Genomic DNA, 16,978 nt, shown 5'->3' with positions numbered 1-16,978 from the left:
CGCGGCGCACATGGTGGAATTCGCCTACCCGCCGACCACCAGCTCACGGCCCACCGCATCGAGGCCCAGTTCACCACAAGGAACAGGGCAGCATGATCCGCCGCCACGTCCTCTGGCGGCACGAGCACGCCGCTGACGAGTAGGCGCTTGGAGGTCAAGTCCGGCCTCGGCCACCAGGCCCTCCCAGTGCATGGGGAACGCCCCTGATCCAGGCGGACCGGCCCGGCTCCTTCGCGGCGATGCGCTCCAACGCCTCGGTGAACCGCCCGCGCTCGGCCGAATCCATCATGCCGAGCTCATGGGCGACCTCTTCCAGGGTGCTCAACGCCGCATGCGAGTCGTGCCCCGCCTCGACGAGGTCCTCCAAGGTCGCCATCGTCGTCAGCAGGGCCCTGACCACTTCGTCTCCCTGAACCACAGCTTCTCCCCGTCGCCCGTCCCGCGGTCCGAACGTCTCCAGTGCCTCCGTGTCCGAGGCCCGTGCGTTGAGGTAGTAGTCCGCCCAGTCGGCGATCTCCGGGTAGGCGGACTCGCGGACGAGGCGGGTGATCGCGGTGGGGATGTCGTACGGCGTGACGCGCAGGTCCGTGCCGGGGCCCAGCAGGCACCAGTGGGCGCCGGTGCGGCCGTAGGGCATGCCGACGCTGCCGGGGTTGACGATCAGGCGGCCGTGGGCGAGGCGGACGTACGGCATGTGGGTGTGGCCGCAGACCACTGTGCGGATGTCTTCGGCGAGGTCGGCCAGGACCTCTGCCCAGCGGGACGAGCGAGTGTCGACCAGGACGACTTCCTCGTCGTCCCGGGGAGTCGAGTGGCAGAAGAGGACCTTGCCCAGGCCTCGGACCGAGAGGGTCAGGGTTGCGGGGAGGGTGGCGAGGAAGTCGATCTGGTCGGGGCGGAGGGCCGTTGCCGCGCAGGGGGCGATCGGGTCGGGGATTTCGGTGCGTTCGCCTCTGCGGTACTCGACCAGTTCGCGGTCCGCGTTGCCCGAGATCCACAGGGCTCGGTCGTCCTGCTCGCGCAACAGGTCTACGACTTCCGCCGGTTGGGGGCCGGCCGTGATGTCGCCGGTGAGAACGACGCGGTCGGCGGCGGCCACCTCCGGTTCGGCGAGGACCGCCTCCAGGGCGGGGAGCACGCCGTGGATGTCGGAGAGGACCGCTACCCGGTCCAGTTCGCCAGTCACTTTCCGTCCGCCTCCAACGCCTCCGCCAGGACCTCGGCCAGGTGCCTGCCCCGTACCCCTGCCAGCTGTTCCAACTGCGTGCGGCACGAGAAGCCGTCCGCCAGGACCACCGCGTTCTGCGGGGCCTCCCGTACGGAGGGGAGGAGTTGTTCCTCCGCGCAGGTCGCCGACACCTCGTAGTGCCCCTTCTCGAAGCCGAAGTTGCCCGCCAGCCCGCAGCAGCCGCCGGACAGTTCGCCCGTGATGCCGGCCGCCGCGCGCAGCCTGCGGTCCGCGGTGTCGCCGAGTGCCGCGTGCTGGTGGCAGTGGGTCTGGCCGACGGCCGGGCGGTCGACTCGGGGCGGGGTCCAGTCGGGGGCGAGGCGTTCCAGGGCCTCGGCGAGGGTGAGGACCGAGGCGGCGAGGCGGGCCGCCCGGGGGTCGTCGGGGAGGAGTTCGGGAAGGTCGGTGCGGAGCGCCGCGGCGCAGCTCGGCTCCAGGACGACCACGGGCGGGGCGCCCTCGGCGGCCACCAACACGCCCATCCCGTCCAGTGTGCGGCGCATGACCTCGCGGGCGCGGTTCAGTTGGCCCGTCGACACATACGTGAGTCCGCAGCAGACGGGCTTCCCCGCCATCACCGGCAGGACGGGGAGCACGCCCAGTCCCGCCGCCTCCAGTACCCGCACGGCCGCGTGGCCGACGGACGGTGAGAGGTGCTCCGTGAAGGTGTCCGGCCACAGGTGGACATGGCCGCGGGCGGGCGTCTCCACGTACTCCACTCCGTCATGCGTGTTCCGCCGTGACTCCGCCCGGACCTCGCGCCGCCACGCCCGCGTGAACGGCACTCCCGCCACCCGCGGGATCTCCCGCTCCCCCGCGATCCCGCCCAGCCGTTTCGCCAGGGCCGCCAACGGCCCCACCGAGGCGAGGGAGTTGACCAGCCACGCGGTGCGGGTGCGTGCCACCAGCCGGAGCCAGCGCGGCAGCCAACCCATCGTGTAGTGGGACGCGGGCCGACGCCGGCCTCCGTAGTGGTGGTGCAGGAACTCCGCCTTGTACGTGGCCATGTCGACCCCGACCGGGCAGTCCGTGCGGCAGCCCTTGCAGGACAGGCACAGGTCCAGCGCGTCCCGGACCTCCGTCGACTGCCAGCCGTCGGTGACCAGTTCGCCCGCGAGCATCTCGTGCAGCAGCCGGGCCCGCCCGCGCGTGGAGTGCGCCTCATCGCCGGTGGCCCGGAACGACGGGCACATCACCGAGGCCCCGGACACCTCTGCCGTACGGCACTTGGCGACCCCCACGCAGCGCCGTACCGCCGCCGCGAAGTCGCCGCCGTCGGACGGATAGCCGAAGGCCACGTCCACCGGTTCGCGGGGCAGGACGGCGAAGCGGAGGTTCGTGTCGAGGGGGGCGGGCCTCACCAGCATCCCGGGATTGAGGAGGTCGTCCGGGTCCCATACCTCCTTCGCCCGCTCGAAGAGGGTCACCATCTCGTCGCCGTACATCTTCGGCAGCAGCTCCGCGCGGGCCTGGCCGTCGCCGTGTTCGCCGGAGAGGGAGCCGCCGTGGGCCACCACCAGGTCGGCCAGGTCCTCGGAGAAGCGGCGGAAGCGGCCGATGCCCGGCTCGGTCAGCAGGTCGAAGTCGATGCGGACGTGGATGCAGCCGTCCCCGAAGTGGCCGTAGGGCGTGCCGCGCAGGCCGTATGTCCCCAACAACCCCCTGAAGTCCCTCAGATACGTGCCCAGTTGAGCCGGTGGTACCGCGCAGTCCTCCCAGCCGGGCCACGCCTCGGAGCCGTCCGGCATCCGTGTCGCCGTACCGCTGGCGTCCTCACGGATGCGCCACAGCGCGCGTTGGACTGCCGGGTCCGTCACCACGAGGGAGTCGACGACGTCGGCCGCGCGGACGATCGCCCCGGCGCGCGCGTGCGCCTCGGCCGCCGTGTCGCCGCCCGTTTCCACGAACAGCCAGGCGCCGCCCCGGGGGAGGTCGGCCGTGGACCGCACCAGGTCGGCGGCCATCCCCTCGACCGTGAGCGGCCCGTGGACCAGCAGGCCCGCCGCCGCCTGCGCCGCCGCGCTCTCGTCGGCGTACGCGAGCACGGCGAGGGCACGGGCGCGGGGTGCCTCGACGAGTCGTACGACCGCTTCCGTGAGGATGCCCAGCGTGCCCTCGCTGCCGCAGAAGGAGCGGGCGACGTCGGCGCCCTTCTCGGGGAGGAGGGCGTCCAGGGCGTAGCCCGAGATACGGCGGGGGAGGTCGGGGAAGCCGGTGCGCAGGCGGGCCAACTCGCCCTCCACGAGGGGGCGTAGACCCGATGGGGCGCCCGTCCAGTCGCGGCCGAGGCGCAGGGCGTCGCCGCGTGCGGTGAGGACCGACAGCTCGCTCACGTTGTCCGCCGTCGTGCCCCAGGCGACCGAGTGGGAGCCGCAGGAGTTGTTGCCGATCATGCCGCCGAGGGTGCAGCGGCTGTGCGTCGAGGGGTCGGGGCCGAAGCGCAACCCGTGTGGGGCGGCGGCCTGCTGGAGGCGGTCGAGGACCAGGCCGGGCTGGACGACGGCCGTGCGGGCGGCGGGGTCCAGGGACACCAGGCCGTTCATGTGGCGGGTGAAGTCGAGGACGACGCCGGTGCCGGTCGCCTGGCCGGCGATGGAGGTGCCGCCGCCGCGTGCCACGACCGGCACTCCGTGCGCCCGGCAGGCGGCGAGGGTCGCCGCCACGTCGTCGGCGTCACGGGGCGCGACGACGCCCAGCGGAACGCGTCGGTAGTTGGACGCGTCCATCGTCGTCAGCGCCCGGGACGTGACGTCGAAGCCGACCTCGCCCCGGACGGTCCTCGTCAGCTCAGCCTGAAGATCCGCCATGCCCCCAGCATGAAGGGATTCTGTAAACGCATCCAGAACCTCCCCAGTTCGATCACTAACTCTCATATAGTGACCGTCAGTTGAGCACCCGGTGTCGCTTCTCGCCCAGGAACCCGACGAGCACCCCCCGAGGACACGACCGAGGACGACAGAGGACCCGACCAAAGACGCCCGAGGACCGACCGAGGACCCCCTTCATGACCGCCCCCATGCTTCCCGGCGAACGACCCACCTTCCGCACCCTCGCCCCCGCGCCGCTGCTCACCGCCGTCCTGGCCGGACTCGCGGTCGCCGGCGCGGTCTCCGTGGCCCCCAGTTCGCAGCGCCTCGCGGTCGCCTGCGCGGCCGGCGCCGGCGCGCTGCTGCTGTGCGCGGCCGTCGCGGCCGCCGCGCACGCCTACCAGACCGCGCGTGTCACCCGCCGCCGGTTGGAGGCCGTCACCCTGGACGCGGGCCGGCTGCTGCAGGAACGGGCGCGGCTGAGCACGGAGTTGGACCGCGAGCGCGTTCAGCTGACCGAGGAGCTGACCCATGAGCGGGCTCGGCTGACCGCGGAACTCACGCAGGAACGCGCCCGGTTGACCTCCGAGTTCTCCCAGGAGCGGATGCGGCTCACCACGTCCTTCGCGGAGGAGCGCAGCCGCCTCACGGAGGAATCCACCCTGGAGCGGGCCCGACTGACCGCCGAGAACAAGCAGTTGGCCGAACGGGCCCGCCGGGACTCCCACGAGCGCGCCGCCGCGCTCTCCGCGACCGCCAACGCGGCGGGCCGTATGCAGGCGCTGGCCACCGGCATGCTCGCCGACCTGCGCGCGATGGAGGAGCGGCACTCCGACGAGGACGTCCTCGCCGACCTGCTGCACCTGGACCACCGCACCGCGCAGGCGGGCCGTCTCGCCGACTCCGTCGCCGTCCTCACCGGCGCCCGCTCCGGCCGCCGCTGGGCCCGCCCGATCGCCATGGAGTCGATCCTGCGCGGCGCGATGGGCCGGATCAGCGGCTACCAGCGGGTGCGGGTGCACTCCGCGAGCGATGCCGCCGTCGCCGGGCACGCGGCCGAGGGCGTGATGCACGCGCTCGCCGAACTCCTCGACAACGCCGCGAACTTCTCGCCGCCGACCGCCGAGGTGCATGTCTACGTCGAAGAAGTGCCCGCCGGTGTCATCCTCTCGGTGGAGGACAGCGGACTGGTCATGGGTGACATCCAACTCCGGCGCGCCGAACGGGCCGTGAGCGGCGACTCCGCCGAGCTGGGCGGTCTCACCGGCACCCGTCTCGGCCTCGCGGTCGTCGGCCGGCTGGCCCGCAAGTACGGGCTGAAGGTGTCGTACCGGCCCTCCGCGCGCGGCGGCACGGGTGTCCTGATGCTCGTACCGCAGGACATCCTGGTGCCGCAGGACACCCCGGCGGCTCCGCAGGAGGCCGTCGCGCTTCCCGAGCCGGTCGCGGTGTCGCGCCCGGAGCCGGAGACCGTGCCGGAACCGCTCGTCCCGGGACAGCTGCGCGTGTCGTACGCCTCCGCGCGCGCCGGCTCCGAGCTGGACCCGGACCCGGTCCCCACGCACGAGTCACCGGACCGCGACGAGCTGTCCGACGCCTTGTCCGAGGTCCTGGCCGAGTCTCGGCCGGAGGTTCCGGGCGGCCTCCCGGAAGGCCTGCCCAAGCGGCGCCGGGGCCAGGCGCTGGCGGCGGCCGAGCGTTCCCGCGCGCGTGCGGAGGCCGCGGCCTCCCTGTCGCACCCCGCGCCCACGGCCGACGACACCCTGGCCCGGGCCGCCCGCTTCAACAGCTTCCGCCAGGCCGTACGCGGCGCGATGACCGAGCAGTTGCCGCCCGTACCGGAGTCCGGCGCGGCAGCCGAACGGTCGGCACCGGTAAAGGAGTTCGGCACGACGGCCGAACCGTCCGCGTCCGTAACGGAGTCGGAGCCGGAGCCGGAGCGCTCCGAACACGCCACGTCCCTCACCCACCCGTACCCGGAAGGCAACCCCACCTCATGACCGGCACGACCACCGCCGACGAGAAGCTCACCTGGCTCATCGAGGGCCTCCTGGAGCGCACCCCGGGCGCGCGCCACGCGCTGGTGCTGTCCCGGGACGGCCTGAAGCTGTGCCGGACGCCCGAGCTCTCCGTCGACCAGGCCGACCAGCTCGCCGCGATCGCGGCCGGGATCCAGTCGCTGTCGCACGGGGCGTCGGTGGAGTTCGGGGACGGCAGCGGGGGTGTGCGCTCCGCGATGACGGAGTTCTACGGCGGGGTGCTGTTCATCGTCGAGGCCGGTGAGGGCGCGCACCTGGCGCTCGTCACCACGGAGGACGCGGACGCCGGTCTGATCGGGCACAACATGAGCGAGCTGGTCGAGCAGCTCGGCGAGCACCTGCGCGCGGAACCCCGTACGTCATGAGCCGCCCCGGCAGGGACGACTCACCCGACCGCCTCTACACGCTCACCGGAGGCCGCACCCGTTCCGCACCGGACAACCCGTTCGACCTGGTGACCCTCGTGGTCGCCGAGGACGATCCGGTGACCGGTATGCAGTCGGAGCACGCGGCGATCCTGCGGCTCACCGAACACCCCACCGCGGTGGTGGAGTTGGCGGCCGAACTGCGGCTCCCGGTGAGCATCACCAAGATCCTCCTCTCCGACCTTCTCGCGGCCGGCCGGGTCAGTGCCCGGCATCCGCGGAGGGCCGTGTCCGATCCCGACGTCCTGGAACAGGTGCTCGTTGGACTCCGCAACCTCTGACGCGCGCACCCCCTTGGGTGCCTCCGCCGACAACGGCATCAAGATCGTGGTCGTCGGCGGCTTCGGCGTCGGCAAGACCACACTGGTCCGTTCGGTCAGCGAGATACGTCCCCTCAACACCGAGGAGACGATGACGAAGGCCGGCGAGGCCGTCGACGACATCAGCGAGGTGCGCGGCAAGTCCGCGACGACCGTCGCCTTCGACTTCGGCCGCATCACGCTCGACGCCCGCAATGTGCTGTACCTGTTCGGCGCCCCCGGCCAGGAACGCTTCTGGTTCCTCTGGGACCGCCTGTTCTCCGGCACGCTCGGCGCGGTCGTCCTCGTCGACACCCGCCGGATCGGCGACTCCTGGTACGCCATCGACCGCCTCGAACACCACGGCACCCCCTTCATCGTGGCCTGCAACGACTTCGGCGGCCCCGCCTACACCCCGCAGCAGATCCGCGAGGCCCTCGACCTCGACCCGCACGTCCCCCTCCTGGAGTGCGACGCCCGCTCCCGCGCGTCCGCGAAACAGGTCCTGATCACCCTGGTCGAGCACGTCAGGAGTTCCTACGGCACCCAGGGTCCCGCCCGTCTCCAAGTCCCCGTCCCCCACCAGGAGTTGGCCCTGTGACCGCGCCCGTACCGCTGAGTGGACCCAGGTTCCAGACCGAACCGGCGCGGCTGTACCGGGAGATGCGGCGCGAGCACGGCTCCGTGACGCCCGTGGTGCTGGACGGCGGCATCCCGGCCTGGCTGGTGCTCGGTTACCGCGAACTGCACCAGGTCACCGGAGATCCGGTCCTGTTCAGCCGTGACTCGGACCTGTGGAGCCAGTGGGACCACATCCCCGACGACTGGCCGCTGCTGCCGATGATCGGCCGCAAGCAGCCGTCGATCCTGTACACGGTCGGCGAACGGCACCGTGAGCGCGTCGGCATGATCAGCGACGCGCTGGAGGCCGTGGACCCCTCCGAACTGCGGTCGTACGCCGAGAAGTTCGCGGACGAGCTGATCGACGGGATCTGCGCCAAGGGCGAGGCGGACATCGTCGGCGACTACGCGATGCTGCTGCCGGTGCGGGTGCTGGCCCGGCTCTACGGCTTCCGGGACGAGCAGGGTCCGGGTCTGGTCACCGCGCTCAACGACATGATCGACGGCCGGGATCGCGCGATCGCCGGGCAGACCCATCTCGCCACGTCCATGGGGCGGTTGCTGGCCGACCGGAAGGACGAGCCGGCCGACGACGTCGTATCGCGGATGCTGGCGCACGAGTCCGGCTTCGACGACGTGGAGATCGCCCAGGACCTGATGGTGATGATGGCGGCCGGTCACCAGCCGACCGCCGACTGGATCGGCAACTCGCTGCGCCTGATGCTGACCGACGACCGTTTCGCGGCCTCCCTCTTCGGTGGCCGCAACAGTGTCGCCGAGGCGATGAACGAGGTCCTGTGGGAGGACACCCCGACCCAGAACGTGGCCGGGCGCTGGGCCTCCCGCGACACCCAGCTCGGCGGCCGGCGCATCCGCACCGGCGACCTGCTGCTGCTCGGCCTCCAGGGCGCCAACTCCGACCCGCAGGTCCGCACCGACGGCTCCGCGCTCACCGGCGGCAACAACGCGCACTTCTCCTTCGGACACGGGGAGCACCGGTGTCCGTTCCCCGCGCAGGAGGTCGCCGAGGTCATCGCGCGGACCGGCATCGAGGTCGTACTGGACCGGCTGCCCGACATCGACCTGGCGGTCCCCGCCGAGTCCCTGACGCGCCGGCCCTCGCCGTGGCTGCGGGGACTGACCGCGCTGCCGGTGCGGTTCACGCCCGTACCCGCGCTCTGAGTTCCGAGTTCCGACTTCCGATCTTCGAGCCCTGCCCTTGGAGGCACGCCCGTATGAGCACGCGCATCGTTCTGGACCCCTTCGTCGGCGACCTGGACGGCGAGAGCGCCAGGCTTCGCGCGGCCGGTCCGCTGGCCGCCGTAGAACTCCCCGGTGGGGTGCCCGTATGGGCCGTGACCCATCACGCCGAGGCGAAACAGCTGCTCACGGATCCGCGGCTGGTGAAGGACATCAATGTCTGGGGGGCCTGGCAGCGCGGGGAGATACCCCCGGACTGGCCGCTGATCGGGCTGGCGAACCCGGGCCGTTCCATGCTGACCGTGGACGGCGCCGACCACCGCCGGATGCGCACGCTGGTCGCGCAGGCGCTCACCCCGCGCCGGGTGGAGCAGATGCGGGAGCGGATCGCGAAGCTGACGGAGGGCCTGCTCGACGGAGTCGAGGCGGCCGAGGGTGAAGTCGTGGACCTCAAGGCGGAGTTCGCGTATCCGCTGCCCATGTACGTCATCGCCGACCTCATGGGCATAGCGGAGTCGCAACTCCCGCGCCTGAAGGAGCTGTTCGAGAAGTTCTTCTCGACGCAGACGCCGCCGGCCGAGGTGATCGCGACGCTGACGGAGCTCGCGGGCATCATGGCGCAGACGGTCGCGGCGAAGCGCGCGGAGCCGGGTGACGACCTGACCTCGGCCCTCATCGCGGCCTCCGAGGACGGCGACCACCTCACCGACGAGGAAATCGTCTCCACGCTGCAGCTAATGGTCGCGGCGGGCCACGAGACGACGATCTCGCTGATCGTCAACGCGGTCGTCAACCTGTCGACGCACCCCGTCCAGCGCGCCCTGGTGCTGGCCGGCGAGGCCGACTGGTCCTCGGTGGTCGAGGAGACCCTGCGCCACTCCACACCCACCTCGCACGTCCTGATCCGCTTCGCCACGGAGGACGTCCAGGTCGGCGACAAGGTCCTCCCGGCCGGGGACGCGCTGATCGTGTCGTACGCCGCGATCGGCCGCGACGAGCAGGCCCACGGCCCGACGGCCGGCGAGTTCGACATCACGCGCACCAGCGAGAACCGGCACATCTCCTTCGGCCACGGCCCGCACGTCTGCCCCGGCGCGGCCCTGTCCCGGCTGGAGGCGGACGTGGCCCTGCCGGCCCTCTACGAGCGCTTCCCGCACCTGGACCTGGCGGTCCCGGCGTCCGAGCTTCGCAACAAGCCGGTGGTGACGCAGAACGACATCTTCGAGCTGCCGGTGCGGCTGACGTCGTAGATCATCGTCGGTCCAGGGGCCGGAGCGGTCGTCTCATCGAACGGACGCGTTTCCGTCCGGTTTCACCGAGGGGATACGCTCCGGCTCGTGGCTGATATCGAGATTCCCGCTGACATCAAGCCCGCCGACGGACGGTTCGGCGCTGGCCCCTCCAAGGTGCGGACGGAGGCGCTGGACGCGCTGGCCGCCACCGGTACGTCTCTGCTGGGCACCTCCCACCGCCAGGCCCCGGTGAAGAACCTGGTCGGCAAGGTGCGCGAGGGCGTCTCCGCGCTCTTCTCCCTCCCCGAGGGCTACGAGGTCGTCCTCGGCAACGGCGGCTCGACGGCCTTCTGGGACATCGCGACCCACGGCCTCATCGAGAACAAGTCGCAGCACCTGACTTTCGGCGAGTTCAGCTCCAAGTTCGCCAAGGCGGCCAAGCTGGCCCCGTGGCTGGCCGAGCCGACCGTCATCTCCTCCGACCCCGGCACGCACCCGGAGCCGGCCGCCGAGGCGGGCGTCGACGTGTACGCGTTCACGCACAACGAGACGTCGACGGGTGTGGCCGCGCCCATCAAGCGCGTCGCGGGCGCCGACGAGGGCGCGCTGGTCCTGGTGGACGCCACCTCGGGCGCGGGCGGCCTGCCGGTCGACATCGCCGAGACGGACGTCTACTACTTCGCTCCGCAGAAGTCCTTCGCCTCCGACGGCGGCCTGTGGATCGGCGTCTTCTCCCCCGCCGCGATCGAGCGCGCGGAGCGCGTCCACGCCTCCGGCCGCCACGTCCCGGAGTTCTTCTCGCTCCCGACCGCGATCGACAACTCGCGCAAGAACCAGACCTACAACACCCCGGCCCTGGCCACGCTGTTCCTCCTCAACGAGCAGCTTGAGTGGATCAACAGCCAGGGCGGCCTGGCCTGGTCGACGGCCCGCACGAAGGACTCCTCCAGCCGCCTCTACAGCTGGGCCGAGGGCTCCAAGTACGCGACCCCCTTCGTCGCGGACGCCACCAAGCGCTCGCAGGTCATCGGCACCATCGACTTCGCCGACGAGATCGACGCGGCGGCGATCGCCAAGGTCCTGCGCGCCAACGGCATCGTCGACACCGAGCCGTACCGCAAGCTCGGCCGCAACCAGCTCCGCGTCGCGATGTTCCCGGCGATCGACCCGGCGGACGTCGAGGCGCTGACGAAGTGCATCGACTATGTGATCGAGAAGCTCTGACTTCTCGGCCACGAATTTTCGGCTACGACACCGAAGGCGCCCCGCGGAGCTGGTTGCGGGGCGCCTTCGGTGTCGTAGAAGACGGCGGGCGGCGTACGCCCGACATCGAGGTGAACCCGGAACCGGGACAAATCAACCCCCCGCCACAGCCGCGTAACAGGGAAGGCACAGAGAACAACTCCCACCCCGCTCCACCGGTCGAACCTGCCGCGTCGCACCCTCGCGGCGCAACTCCCGCACTCCCGCACGAAGTTGGAGTTGCCCCATGACCAGGAAGTCCCTGCCTACGCGGCTCGCCGTCACCGCCGCACTGCTGCTCGCCGCCGGCGTCCTGTCCGCGCCCACCGCCTCCGCGGCGCCCTCGGACGCCTCCCCCGGCGACACGTACGTGCTGACGGTGACCACCAACCCGGCCGCCACCAGCTACGGCAACCGCCGCGTCGACGTCACCGGCACGGTCACCAAGGCCGACGGCACGCCCGCGCCCAACATCCCCGTCACCGTCCAGGAAGTCGTCAAGTTCACCACCTGGAACCCGTGGGGCGACCCGATCGACCCCACCTACTACGAGCCGCGCGACCTGGGCACGCCGGTCACCGACGCGAACGGGAAGTTCACCATCCCGGGCGTCGACATCGACCACACGGGCGGCAGCAGCCTGCTCAACGTCCAGCAGGGGGTGGAGATCACAGCCCTCTACGACGAGGACGGCGACCTCAACACCCCGCAGGACGGCTACTACGCGGACACCATCGTGAACGCCAAGGCCCTTACCAGTTCGGTCAGTTACCGCGTCAGCAAGAGGAAGGTGAAGGCCGGCGACATCCTCACCGTCTCGGGCAGGGTCACCCTCCCCAAGGGGGTCCAACCCGCGGGCACCGAGGTCTTTCTGCAGACCTACTGGGAGCAGGAGTACGACGTGAAGACGATCGCCACGTACGGCGGCTACTTCGTCCTGTCGGTCCGCGTCTCGGGCTACGGCGACACGTTTGCGCTGCGCACGGCGCCGCGGGACTTGTACGTGGCGGGGGCGCAGCAGGCCCTGCCGATCACCAACACGTCTTCGTCCCGCGGGTAGTTCAGAGGTACTGGACGAAGCTGCGCCAGGCTTCCCGGGAGACGGTGAGGAGGGGGGCACCGTCTCCCGGGCGCTGCTTGCTGTCGCGGACGGCTCGGCCGTGGTCGGTTGTGTCGGCGACCTCTACGCAGGCGTTCTCCTGCCCGGAGTACGAGGACTTCCAGAAGGGGCTTACAACCTTGGTCACGATGTGTCTTCCTTCAAGCTCCGCAGTACGCCCCGGATGAGCTTCGCGCTCGCGTCCGGCGTCAACGCTGACGATCGTAGTAGGTCGTATGCATTGGCGTAAGCGGCAAGATCCTCTGCGCCTTCAAGGACCGAGGTGCCTCGCAGGTTGTCCATGGCGACGGCTTCGACCGTCGGCTCCTCGTCGAAGCTGAAGGAGTAGAAGGCGGAGGAGTAGCCGGCCAGGACTCCCGCGCTGAACGGCAGTACCTGCACGGTGACGTTCTTCCGCTCTCCGATCTCAAGGATCGCGGACAGCTGCTCCCGGTGAATCCCGACGTTCACCAACGGGTGCGCGACAACACCCTCCCAGAGAATGACCGAGTACGACGCCCCGCCCTCGTCGATCTTCGCCTGCCGTCCCATCCGCACCTTCACCAGCTGGTCGATCCTTTCCGGCTCAAGGTAGTGGGGACCGCCGGCGATAACTGACTCCGCGTAGGCCGGAGTTTGCAGGAGTCCCGGCACCGTGACCGGCTGCCACTCGCGGATGTAGGTGGCGTCGTCCTCCAACGCGATGTGGTCGACGTAGTCCGGTCGCAGGTGTGCGGCATGCTCAAGCCACCAGCCCCGGTTCTTCGAGTTCTTGGCCAACTCCTCCAGCTTGCTGCGTACTTCCGGGTCCGTGACGCCGTACGCATCCAGCAGCAGCCGCACTTCGATCACGCGTGGGGTGGCGTGGCCGCTCTCGACGCGGCTGATCCTGGCCTGACTTGATGCGATCACATCGGCGGCCTGCGGCTGGTCGAACTTGGCAGCCAGCCTGTACTGCCTGAGTGCCGTACCCAAGCGCCTGCTGCGCACCGTCGGTCGTCCACCTGCGGGCATGGGCCCTCCCCTCTTCTGCGGCAACGATGCCACACCGAGCGTCAACCTCAGGGCTACATCACTCGATCGAGTGACACTCACGAATATATTCGACGATTCACATTGCGCGGATCTGGAATCCACCCCTAGCTTCATGAACGCGCCGCAGCGCAACCCACCTTGACGGCACATCAGGACGGAGTTCCCCATGCCCGCGTCCGAGAGCTTCCGCATCCCCAAGCACCGCCGGCACGTCCCCGCCGCCCGCCAACGCGTCCGCAAGACCCTCGCCGACTGGGGCATCACCGACGAACTCGCCGACGCCGTAACCCTGTTGGCGAACGAACTGGTCACCAACGCCGTGACCCACTGCCGGGTCTCCCACTCCCAGATCAAGGTCGAACTCACCCTCGACGGCGCGGAGTTGGTCCTGGAGGTCTCCGACCCGGACCGGGACAGCCTCCCCCGGCCTCACGACTCGACCCCGGACGAGGAGGGCGGCCGGGGCCTCGCGCTCGTCGCCGCGCTGGCCGACGACTGGGGGTGCCGACAGGAGCCGTACGCGAAGTGCGTGTGGGCGAGGTTCGACCTGGAGGGGGTTCGGGCTCATGCTCCGGCGACTTCATGAGGCCGCGGCCCGCCTCCTCCGTCCCCGAACCCCCTTGAGCGACAAGGATCTTGTACGGGAACCCCGGACACCGGACCCATATGTCTGGCTCCTCCTGAACCCCTACGACACACGCTGGCACAGCCCACCGCACCGGCAACTCCCGCCATGGCAGGGCGAGAACGACCCCGTCCACCCCTACGTGCTGTGCTCAGACGTCGAGGTCCCGACGGACTCAGGCGGCGATCCGCCCGGTATCGGCTCCGTACGCGGCGGATGCGGCGCTCGGCGTACCAGTCCTCGATCACGACGGGGCGTTCGTCCGCCATCGTGAAGGCACTGGCGGGACTGACGCTGCGGCCGGCCGGGCCTGCTCGTTCGCCGCGATCGGTGCCGACCCGGGCGGCTCCGACGCCCTCCCCAAACACAACGTCGGCCTTCATGACCACAACGGGTCACAAAGGCCGACGTCACGATCGAGGTTAACCGGGGGGATCTATGGCTTTGGTCCATCCTACCGAGAGTCCCCAAGAACCACTTGTCTTTGCACTAACCGATACAGCAACGTTCTTGTGGCTGCGCTTTAGACCTATTTCATTGAATTGTCCGGGGTCGCCGTTCGCACAGACAACGGTGCAGCTCACGAAAGAGCCGACATTAACATCGATGGTCCCGGAACCCGAACAGATCACTGCCACTTCCAGGGTTCCCCGCTGAATTTGAGGGATTTCTGGGAACGAGTGAGGTCCAGTCTTTCCGCCCACTTCGATGAACTTTTTCTGCGCATCTGGAAGTTGGGGTGGAATGCGAGGGTCTGCGGTGGCGGAAGTCGGGGCGGAATGCCCACCGGGTGAAGCCGTTTCAACCGGTGCTTCACTCGTGGTTGTCCGGTCCCCGGTTGACGTCGCGCTGGTGCATCCGGCCAATGCGAGGAGGGCTACTGGAATGACTATCCCTATTCGCCCCATGTGTACCATCCAACACACATGGGACCGTAGCCTGTCACATTATTGTGCGTCAGATAGCAGGTGTGATGCTGGTAGTAGGCGATGCCGGTGAACTTGCGGCGCCATACACCGCATTGTGCATGGACGGTCTTTCCCGGAGGAACGTTCTTGACGTGGACCGCGTTGCCGAGTTCAGCGGTAACCGATGCATGCAACGTGACGCTGAATTGGGTGGCGGTGAAGTCCATGTCTTGTTTTTCATGGGTTCCGTTATAGTTCGACTGGCCTGCACCTACAGCGAAGTGGTATTTGCCGCCGAGGGAAGCGGGCTTGAACCACTTGCTCTCGTCGCAGTCACCAGCTGCGGGGCATTTCTGTCCCGGCGCGCACGTGTCACCGGGGATGTCAGGCTCATCATCAAGTGCGGGATCGGTCGGAGCATCACTCAGAGACTCCGTCGGAGTGGCCGGTGGCGCAGTGTTGAGGAATCCTGCGCTGTCATCGTTGCCGTCTTGGGGCGTTGCCGTAGCAGCCACAGGAGACGAGGTTGTATCAGCAGCCAATGCTGGGGTTGATATCCCCAAGACCATGGCACTTGCGAAAACTATCGAGCCTGCGAGTAGGCGCACATGCTCCCCCGGTTTCTTACGAGTGGAATGGTTGGTCAGACCGCCGAACGTCGAACTTAAGGATCAATGAGTATGCTGTGTGCAAAATTGAGCGAACCTTGAGGTGGGAGTCCCGGTCGGGTCGTTGCAAAGGGACCTGCACCACGCGGGTCTACATGGGAACTGGCCTTGGGCGCCGCGGTGGAGATCGACGTGATCCCCGAAATCGCCGGCCGGTTCCCGTGCTTGCACTGAGGTCTCCGCCTCTCGTCGTCCTCGGATCAGTACAGGGCCTCGCTGACTTTCACGACGGCGGATGGTCGTCGGCGGTCGTGGAGTTGTGGAGGCGGGCGCCCTGGGCCAGGCCCCGTAAGCCGAGGCGTGAGCGGGGGATCAGGGTCATCGCGGCGCTGAGCGCGGCCTCGCGGCTGCCGCGTACGTGTTCCGCCATCGCGCGCTCGTGGGCGGGGACGGCGCGCTCGTGGTCGCCGCCGACCCGGATCAGCTCCCATGCGAGGACGTACGCGCCGACGACGGCCAGGCTGGTGCTGCCGCCGACGGCGGAACCGGAGCCGTAGCCCACGTCGCCGACGAGTGTCACCCTGCCGCGCGGGTAGTGGGCCCTGCGTCACACTCACATAAGACCGTCATTGCTCACATCATCGAGTGTGGCTGCTAGCGTCCGCGCGACCCCTCAGAGATCCGCAACAGGAGACGCAGATGGATATCGCCCTCATCCTCGCGAGCGGCATCGCCTGGACGATCGTGTACATCCAGGCGATCCGAGTCGGGTTCCGTGAACGCACCTACGCCATGCCCGCCGTGGCGCTGGGCCTGAACTTCGCGTGGGAGTGGACGTACGCGGTGCACAACCTGGCCTTCGACCCGTCGGTGCAGGGCGGTATCAACCTGGTGTGGGGCATCGCCGACGCGGTCATCGTGTACACGTTCTTCCGGTACGGCCGCGCCGAGTTCCCGTCGTTCGTCACGCCACGGATGTTCGCCGGCCTGAGCGTGCTGCTGTTCGGGATGTCGTTCGCCGTGCAGTGGCTGTTCCTGGCGAAGTTCGGCGCGGAGGACGCGGCCGACTACTCGGCGTTTCTCCAGAACCTGCTGATGTCCGCCCTGTTCATCGCGATGTTCGTCGCGCGGCGCGGACTGCGCGGGCAGTCGGTGACGATCGCGGTGGCCAAGTGGCTCGGCACGCTCGCGCCCACGGTTCTCTTCGGCGCCCTCCAGCACAACGGTTTCCTGCTCGGGCTCGGCATCATGTGCAGCGTGCTCGACCTGGTCTACGTCTGGTTGTGCGTGGGGGCGAGGCGGGACGGCGGCGTGGGTGACGTACCCGAGCCGCCCCGCACCGTGACAGATCGGGCCGACAGTACGTCCATGGAGGCATGAGCAGGAACGCCGCGGCTTCCAGCGGAGTCATCTCCTCCTTGGTCCAGTCTCCGTACCGCTGACGCCACAGGTTGGGGCTCCGTTCGGAAGCCGCGGCGATCACCAAGCCGGCCATCATCGGGATGGCCTCGGGGGGACAACTCCTGGGCATCATCCGCATCGTGGCCACGGGGGTGGGCACCATGTACTCGATGGCATCCTTGCCCTCGCTCTCGTGGGCCTTCCTCAGC

Annotated in this window: 15 protein-coding genes and 2 pseudogenes; 10 read left to right on the top strand and 7 right to left on the bottom strand. The window is 69.5% G+C overall.

Annotation, left to right across the window (positions count from 1 at the left end; all coding sequences use genetic code 11):
• Positions 1–430: 430 nt before the first annotated feature.
• Together AB0I51_RS04690 and AB0I51_RS04685 are read right to left on the bottom strand one after the other, a co-directional pair.
• A pseudogene (locus tag AB0I51_RS04690) lies at positions 431–1,186 on the bottom strand (metallophosphoesterase family protein); the annotation flags it as partial.
• Positions 1,183–4,035, bottom strand: coding sequence for an FAD-binding and (Fe-S)-binding domain-containing protein (locus AB0I51_RS04685; RefSeq protein ID WP_362971394.1), 2,853 nt, complete (start codon positions 4,033–4,035; stop codon positions 1,183–1,185). The pseudogene AB0I51_RS04690 and the gene AB0I51_RS04685, both read right to left, overlap by 4 nt.
• Positions 4,036–4,232: 197 nt before the next feature.
• On the opposite strand from AB0I51_RS04685, the gene AB0I51_RS04680 reads away from it, so the two are divergent.
• The 8 genes from AB0I51_RS04680 to AB0I51_RS04645 all read left to right on the top strand — a co-directional run bounded on the left by AB0I51_RS04680 (position 4,233) and on the right by AB0I51_RS04645 (position 12,153).
• Entirely contained in the window at positions 4,233–6,035 is a 1,803-nt protein-coding gene (locus tag AB0I51_RS04680; protein WP_362971392.1) for an ATP-binding protein, read from the top strand.
• Positions 6,032–6,439 carry a roadblock/LC7 domain-containing protein gene (locus tag AB0I51_RS04675; RefSeq protein ID WP_266771250.1) on the top strand — a complete coding sequence of 136 codons (408 nt, stop codon included), beginning with the start codon at positions 6,032–6,034 and terminating at the stop codon, positions 6,437–6,439. Before AB0I51_RS04680 ends, AB0I51_RS04675 begins: the two co-directional genes overlap by 4 nt.
• Positions 6,436–6,780, top strand: coding sequence for a DUF742 domain-containing protein (locus AB0I51_RS04670; protein WP_362971390.1), 345 nt, complete (start codon positions 6,436–6,438; stop codon positions 6,778–6,780). The genes AB0I51_RS04675 and AB0I51_RS04670 overlap by 4 nt, the downstream gene beginning before the upstream one ends.
• Entirely contained in the window at positions 6,761–7,399 is a 639-nt protein-coding gene (locus AB0I51_RS04665; protein WP_362971388.1) for an ATP/GTP-binding protein, read from the top strand. The genes AB0I51_RS04670 and AB0I51_RS04665 overlap by 20 nt, the downstream gene beginning before the upstream one ends.
• Positions 7,396–8,601 (top strand): cytochrome P450, encoded by a 1,206-nt coding sequence (locus AB0I51_RS04660; protein ID WP_362971386.1) that lies wholly within the window; start codon positions 7,396–7,398, stop codon positions 8,599–8,601. Before AB0I51_RS04665 ends, AB0I51_RS04660 begins: the two co-directional genes overlap by 4 nt.
• A 53-nt stretch (positions 8,602–8,654) precedes the next feature.
• A complete protein-coding gene (locus AB0I51_RS04655; RefSeq protein ID WP_362971384.1) occupies positions 8,655–9,869 on the top strand; it encodes a cytochrome P450 in 1,215 nt (404 codons plus the stop codon).
• 87 nt (positions 9,870–9,956) lie between these two features.
• Entirely contained in the window at positions 9,957–11,075 is a 1,119-nt protein-coding gene (gene serC / locus AB0I51_RS04650; RefSeq protein ID WP_362971382.1) for a phosphoserine transaminase, read from the top strand.
• Positions 11,076–11,340: 265 nt separating this feature from the next.
• The gene (locus tag AB0I51_RS04645) at positions 11,341–12,153 is read left to right on the top strand and encodes an acyl carrier protein (RefSeq protein ID WP_362971380.1); all 813 of its coding nucleotides are present in this window, start codon (positions 11,341–11,343) and stop codon (positions 12,151–12,153) included.
• A 1-nt stretch (position 12,154) separates the two neighbouring features.
• On the opposite strand, the gene AB0I51_RS04640 is transcribed toward AB0I51_RS04645, so the two are convergent.
• Positions 12,155–12,340: a DUF397 domain-containing protein gene (locus tag AB0I51_RS04640; RefSeq protein WP_362971377.1), complete on the bottom strand. Its 186-nt coding sequence runs from the start codon at positions 12,338–12,340 to the stop codon at positions 12,155–12,157.
• Positions 12,337–13,206, bottom strand: coding sequence for a helix-turn-helix transcriptional regulator (locus AB0I51_RS04635; protein ID WP_362971886.1), 870 nt, complete (start codon positions 13,204–13,206; stop codon positions 12,337–12,339). Before AB0I51_RS04635 ends, AB0I51_RS04640 begins: the two co-directional genes overlap by 4 nt.
• A 187-nt stretch (positions 13,207–13,393) precedes the next feature.
• Here AB0I51_RS04635 and AB0I51_RS04630 point away from each other — a divergent pair, with 187 nt between their 5' ends.
• Positions 13,394–13,813, top strand: a complete 420-nt coding sequence (locus AB0I51_RS04630) for an ATP-binding protein (RefSeq protein WP_362971375.1) — start codon at positions 13,394–13,396, stop codon at positions 13,811–13,813.
• Between the two features lie 934 nt (positions 13,814–14,747).
• Here AB0I51_RS04630 and AB0I51_RS04625 read toward each other — a convergent pair.
• Entirely contained in the window at positions 14,748–15,275 is a 528-nt protein-coding gene (locus AB0I51_RS04625; protein ID WP_362971373.1) for a hypothetical protein, read from the bottom strand.
• Positions 15,276–15,651: 376 nt separating this feature from the next.
• Entirely contained in the window at positions 15,652–15,948 is a 297-nt protein-coding gene (locus AB0I51_RS04620) for a hypothetical protein (RefSeq protein WP_362971371.1), read from the bottom strand.
• A 119-nt stretch (positions 15,949–16,067) separates the two neighbouring features.
• On the opposite strand from AB0I51_RS04620, the gene AB0I51_RS04615 reads away from it, so the two are divergent.
• The gene (locus AB0I51_RS04615; RefSeq protein ID WP_362971369.1) at positions 16,068–16,748 is read left to right on the top strand and encodes a hypothetical protein; all 681 of its coding nucleotides are present in this window, start codon (positions 16,068–16,070) and stop codon (positions 16,746–16,748) included.
• On the opposite strand, the pseudogene AB0I51_RS04610 reads toward AB0I51_RS04615, so the two are convergent.
• Positions 16,747–16,977: pseudogene (locus tag AB0I51_RS04610) on the bottom strand (hypothetical protein); the annotation flags it as partial. The gene AB0I51_RS04615 and the pseudogene AB0I51_RS04610 overlap by 2 nt on opposite strands.
• Position 16,978 lies beyond the last annotated feature (1 nt).

Origin of the sequence: Streptomyces sp. NPDC050549 (assembly GCF_040655035.1) — a bacterium.
Taxonomy (GTDB): Bacteria; Actinomycetota; Actinomycetes; order Streptomycetales; family Streptomycetaceae; genus Streptomyces.
Note: the sequence above shows the minus strand (reverse complement) of the source record. Positions and strands in the feature narration are given on the sequence as shown.

What these genes read in the sequence shown, in the direction of transcription:
- AB0I51_RS04685 (WP_362971394.1), bottom strand. Translation starts at nt 4,035, where the DNA reads ATGGCGGATCTTCAGGCTGAGCTGACGAGGACCGTCCGGGGCGAGGTC.
- AB0I51_RS04680 (WP_362971392.1), top strand. Translation starts at nt 4,233, where the DNA reads ATGACCGCCCCCATGCTTCCCGGCGAACGACCCACCTTCCGCACCCTC.
- AB0I51_RS04675 (WP_266771250.1), top strand. Translation starts at nt 6,032, where the DNA reads ATGACCGGCACGACCACCGCCGACGAGAAGCTCACCTGGCTCATCGAG.
- AB0I51_RS04670 (WP_362971390.1), top strand. Translation starts at nt 6,436, where the DNA reads ATGAGCCGCCCCGGCAGGGACGACTCACCCGACCGCCTCTACACGCTC.
- AB0I51_RS04655 (WP_362971384.1), top strand. Translation starts at nt 8,655, where the DNA reads ATGAGCACGCGCATCGTTCTGGACCCCTTCGTCGGCGACCTGGACGGC.
- AB0I51_RS04645 (WP_362971380.1), top strand. Translation starts at nt 11,341, where the DNA reads ATGACCAGGAAGTCCCTGCCTACGCGGCTCGCCGTCACCGCCGCACTG.
- AB0I51_RS04635 (WP_362971886.1), bottom strand. Translation starts at nt 13,206, where the DNA reads ATGCCCGCAGGTGGACGACCGACGGTGCGCAGCAGGCGCTTGGGTACG.
- AB0I51_RS04630 (WP_362971375.1), top strand. Translation starts at nt 13,394, where the DNA reads ATGCCCGCGTCCGAGAGCTTCCGCATCCCCAAGCACCGCCGGCACGTC.
- AB0I51_RS04615 (WP_362971369.1), top strand. Translation starts at nt 16,068, where the DNA reads ATGGATATCGCCCTCATCCTCGCGAGCGGCATCGCCTGGACGATCGTG.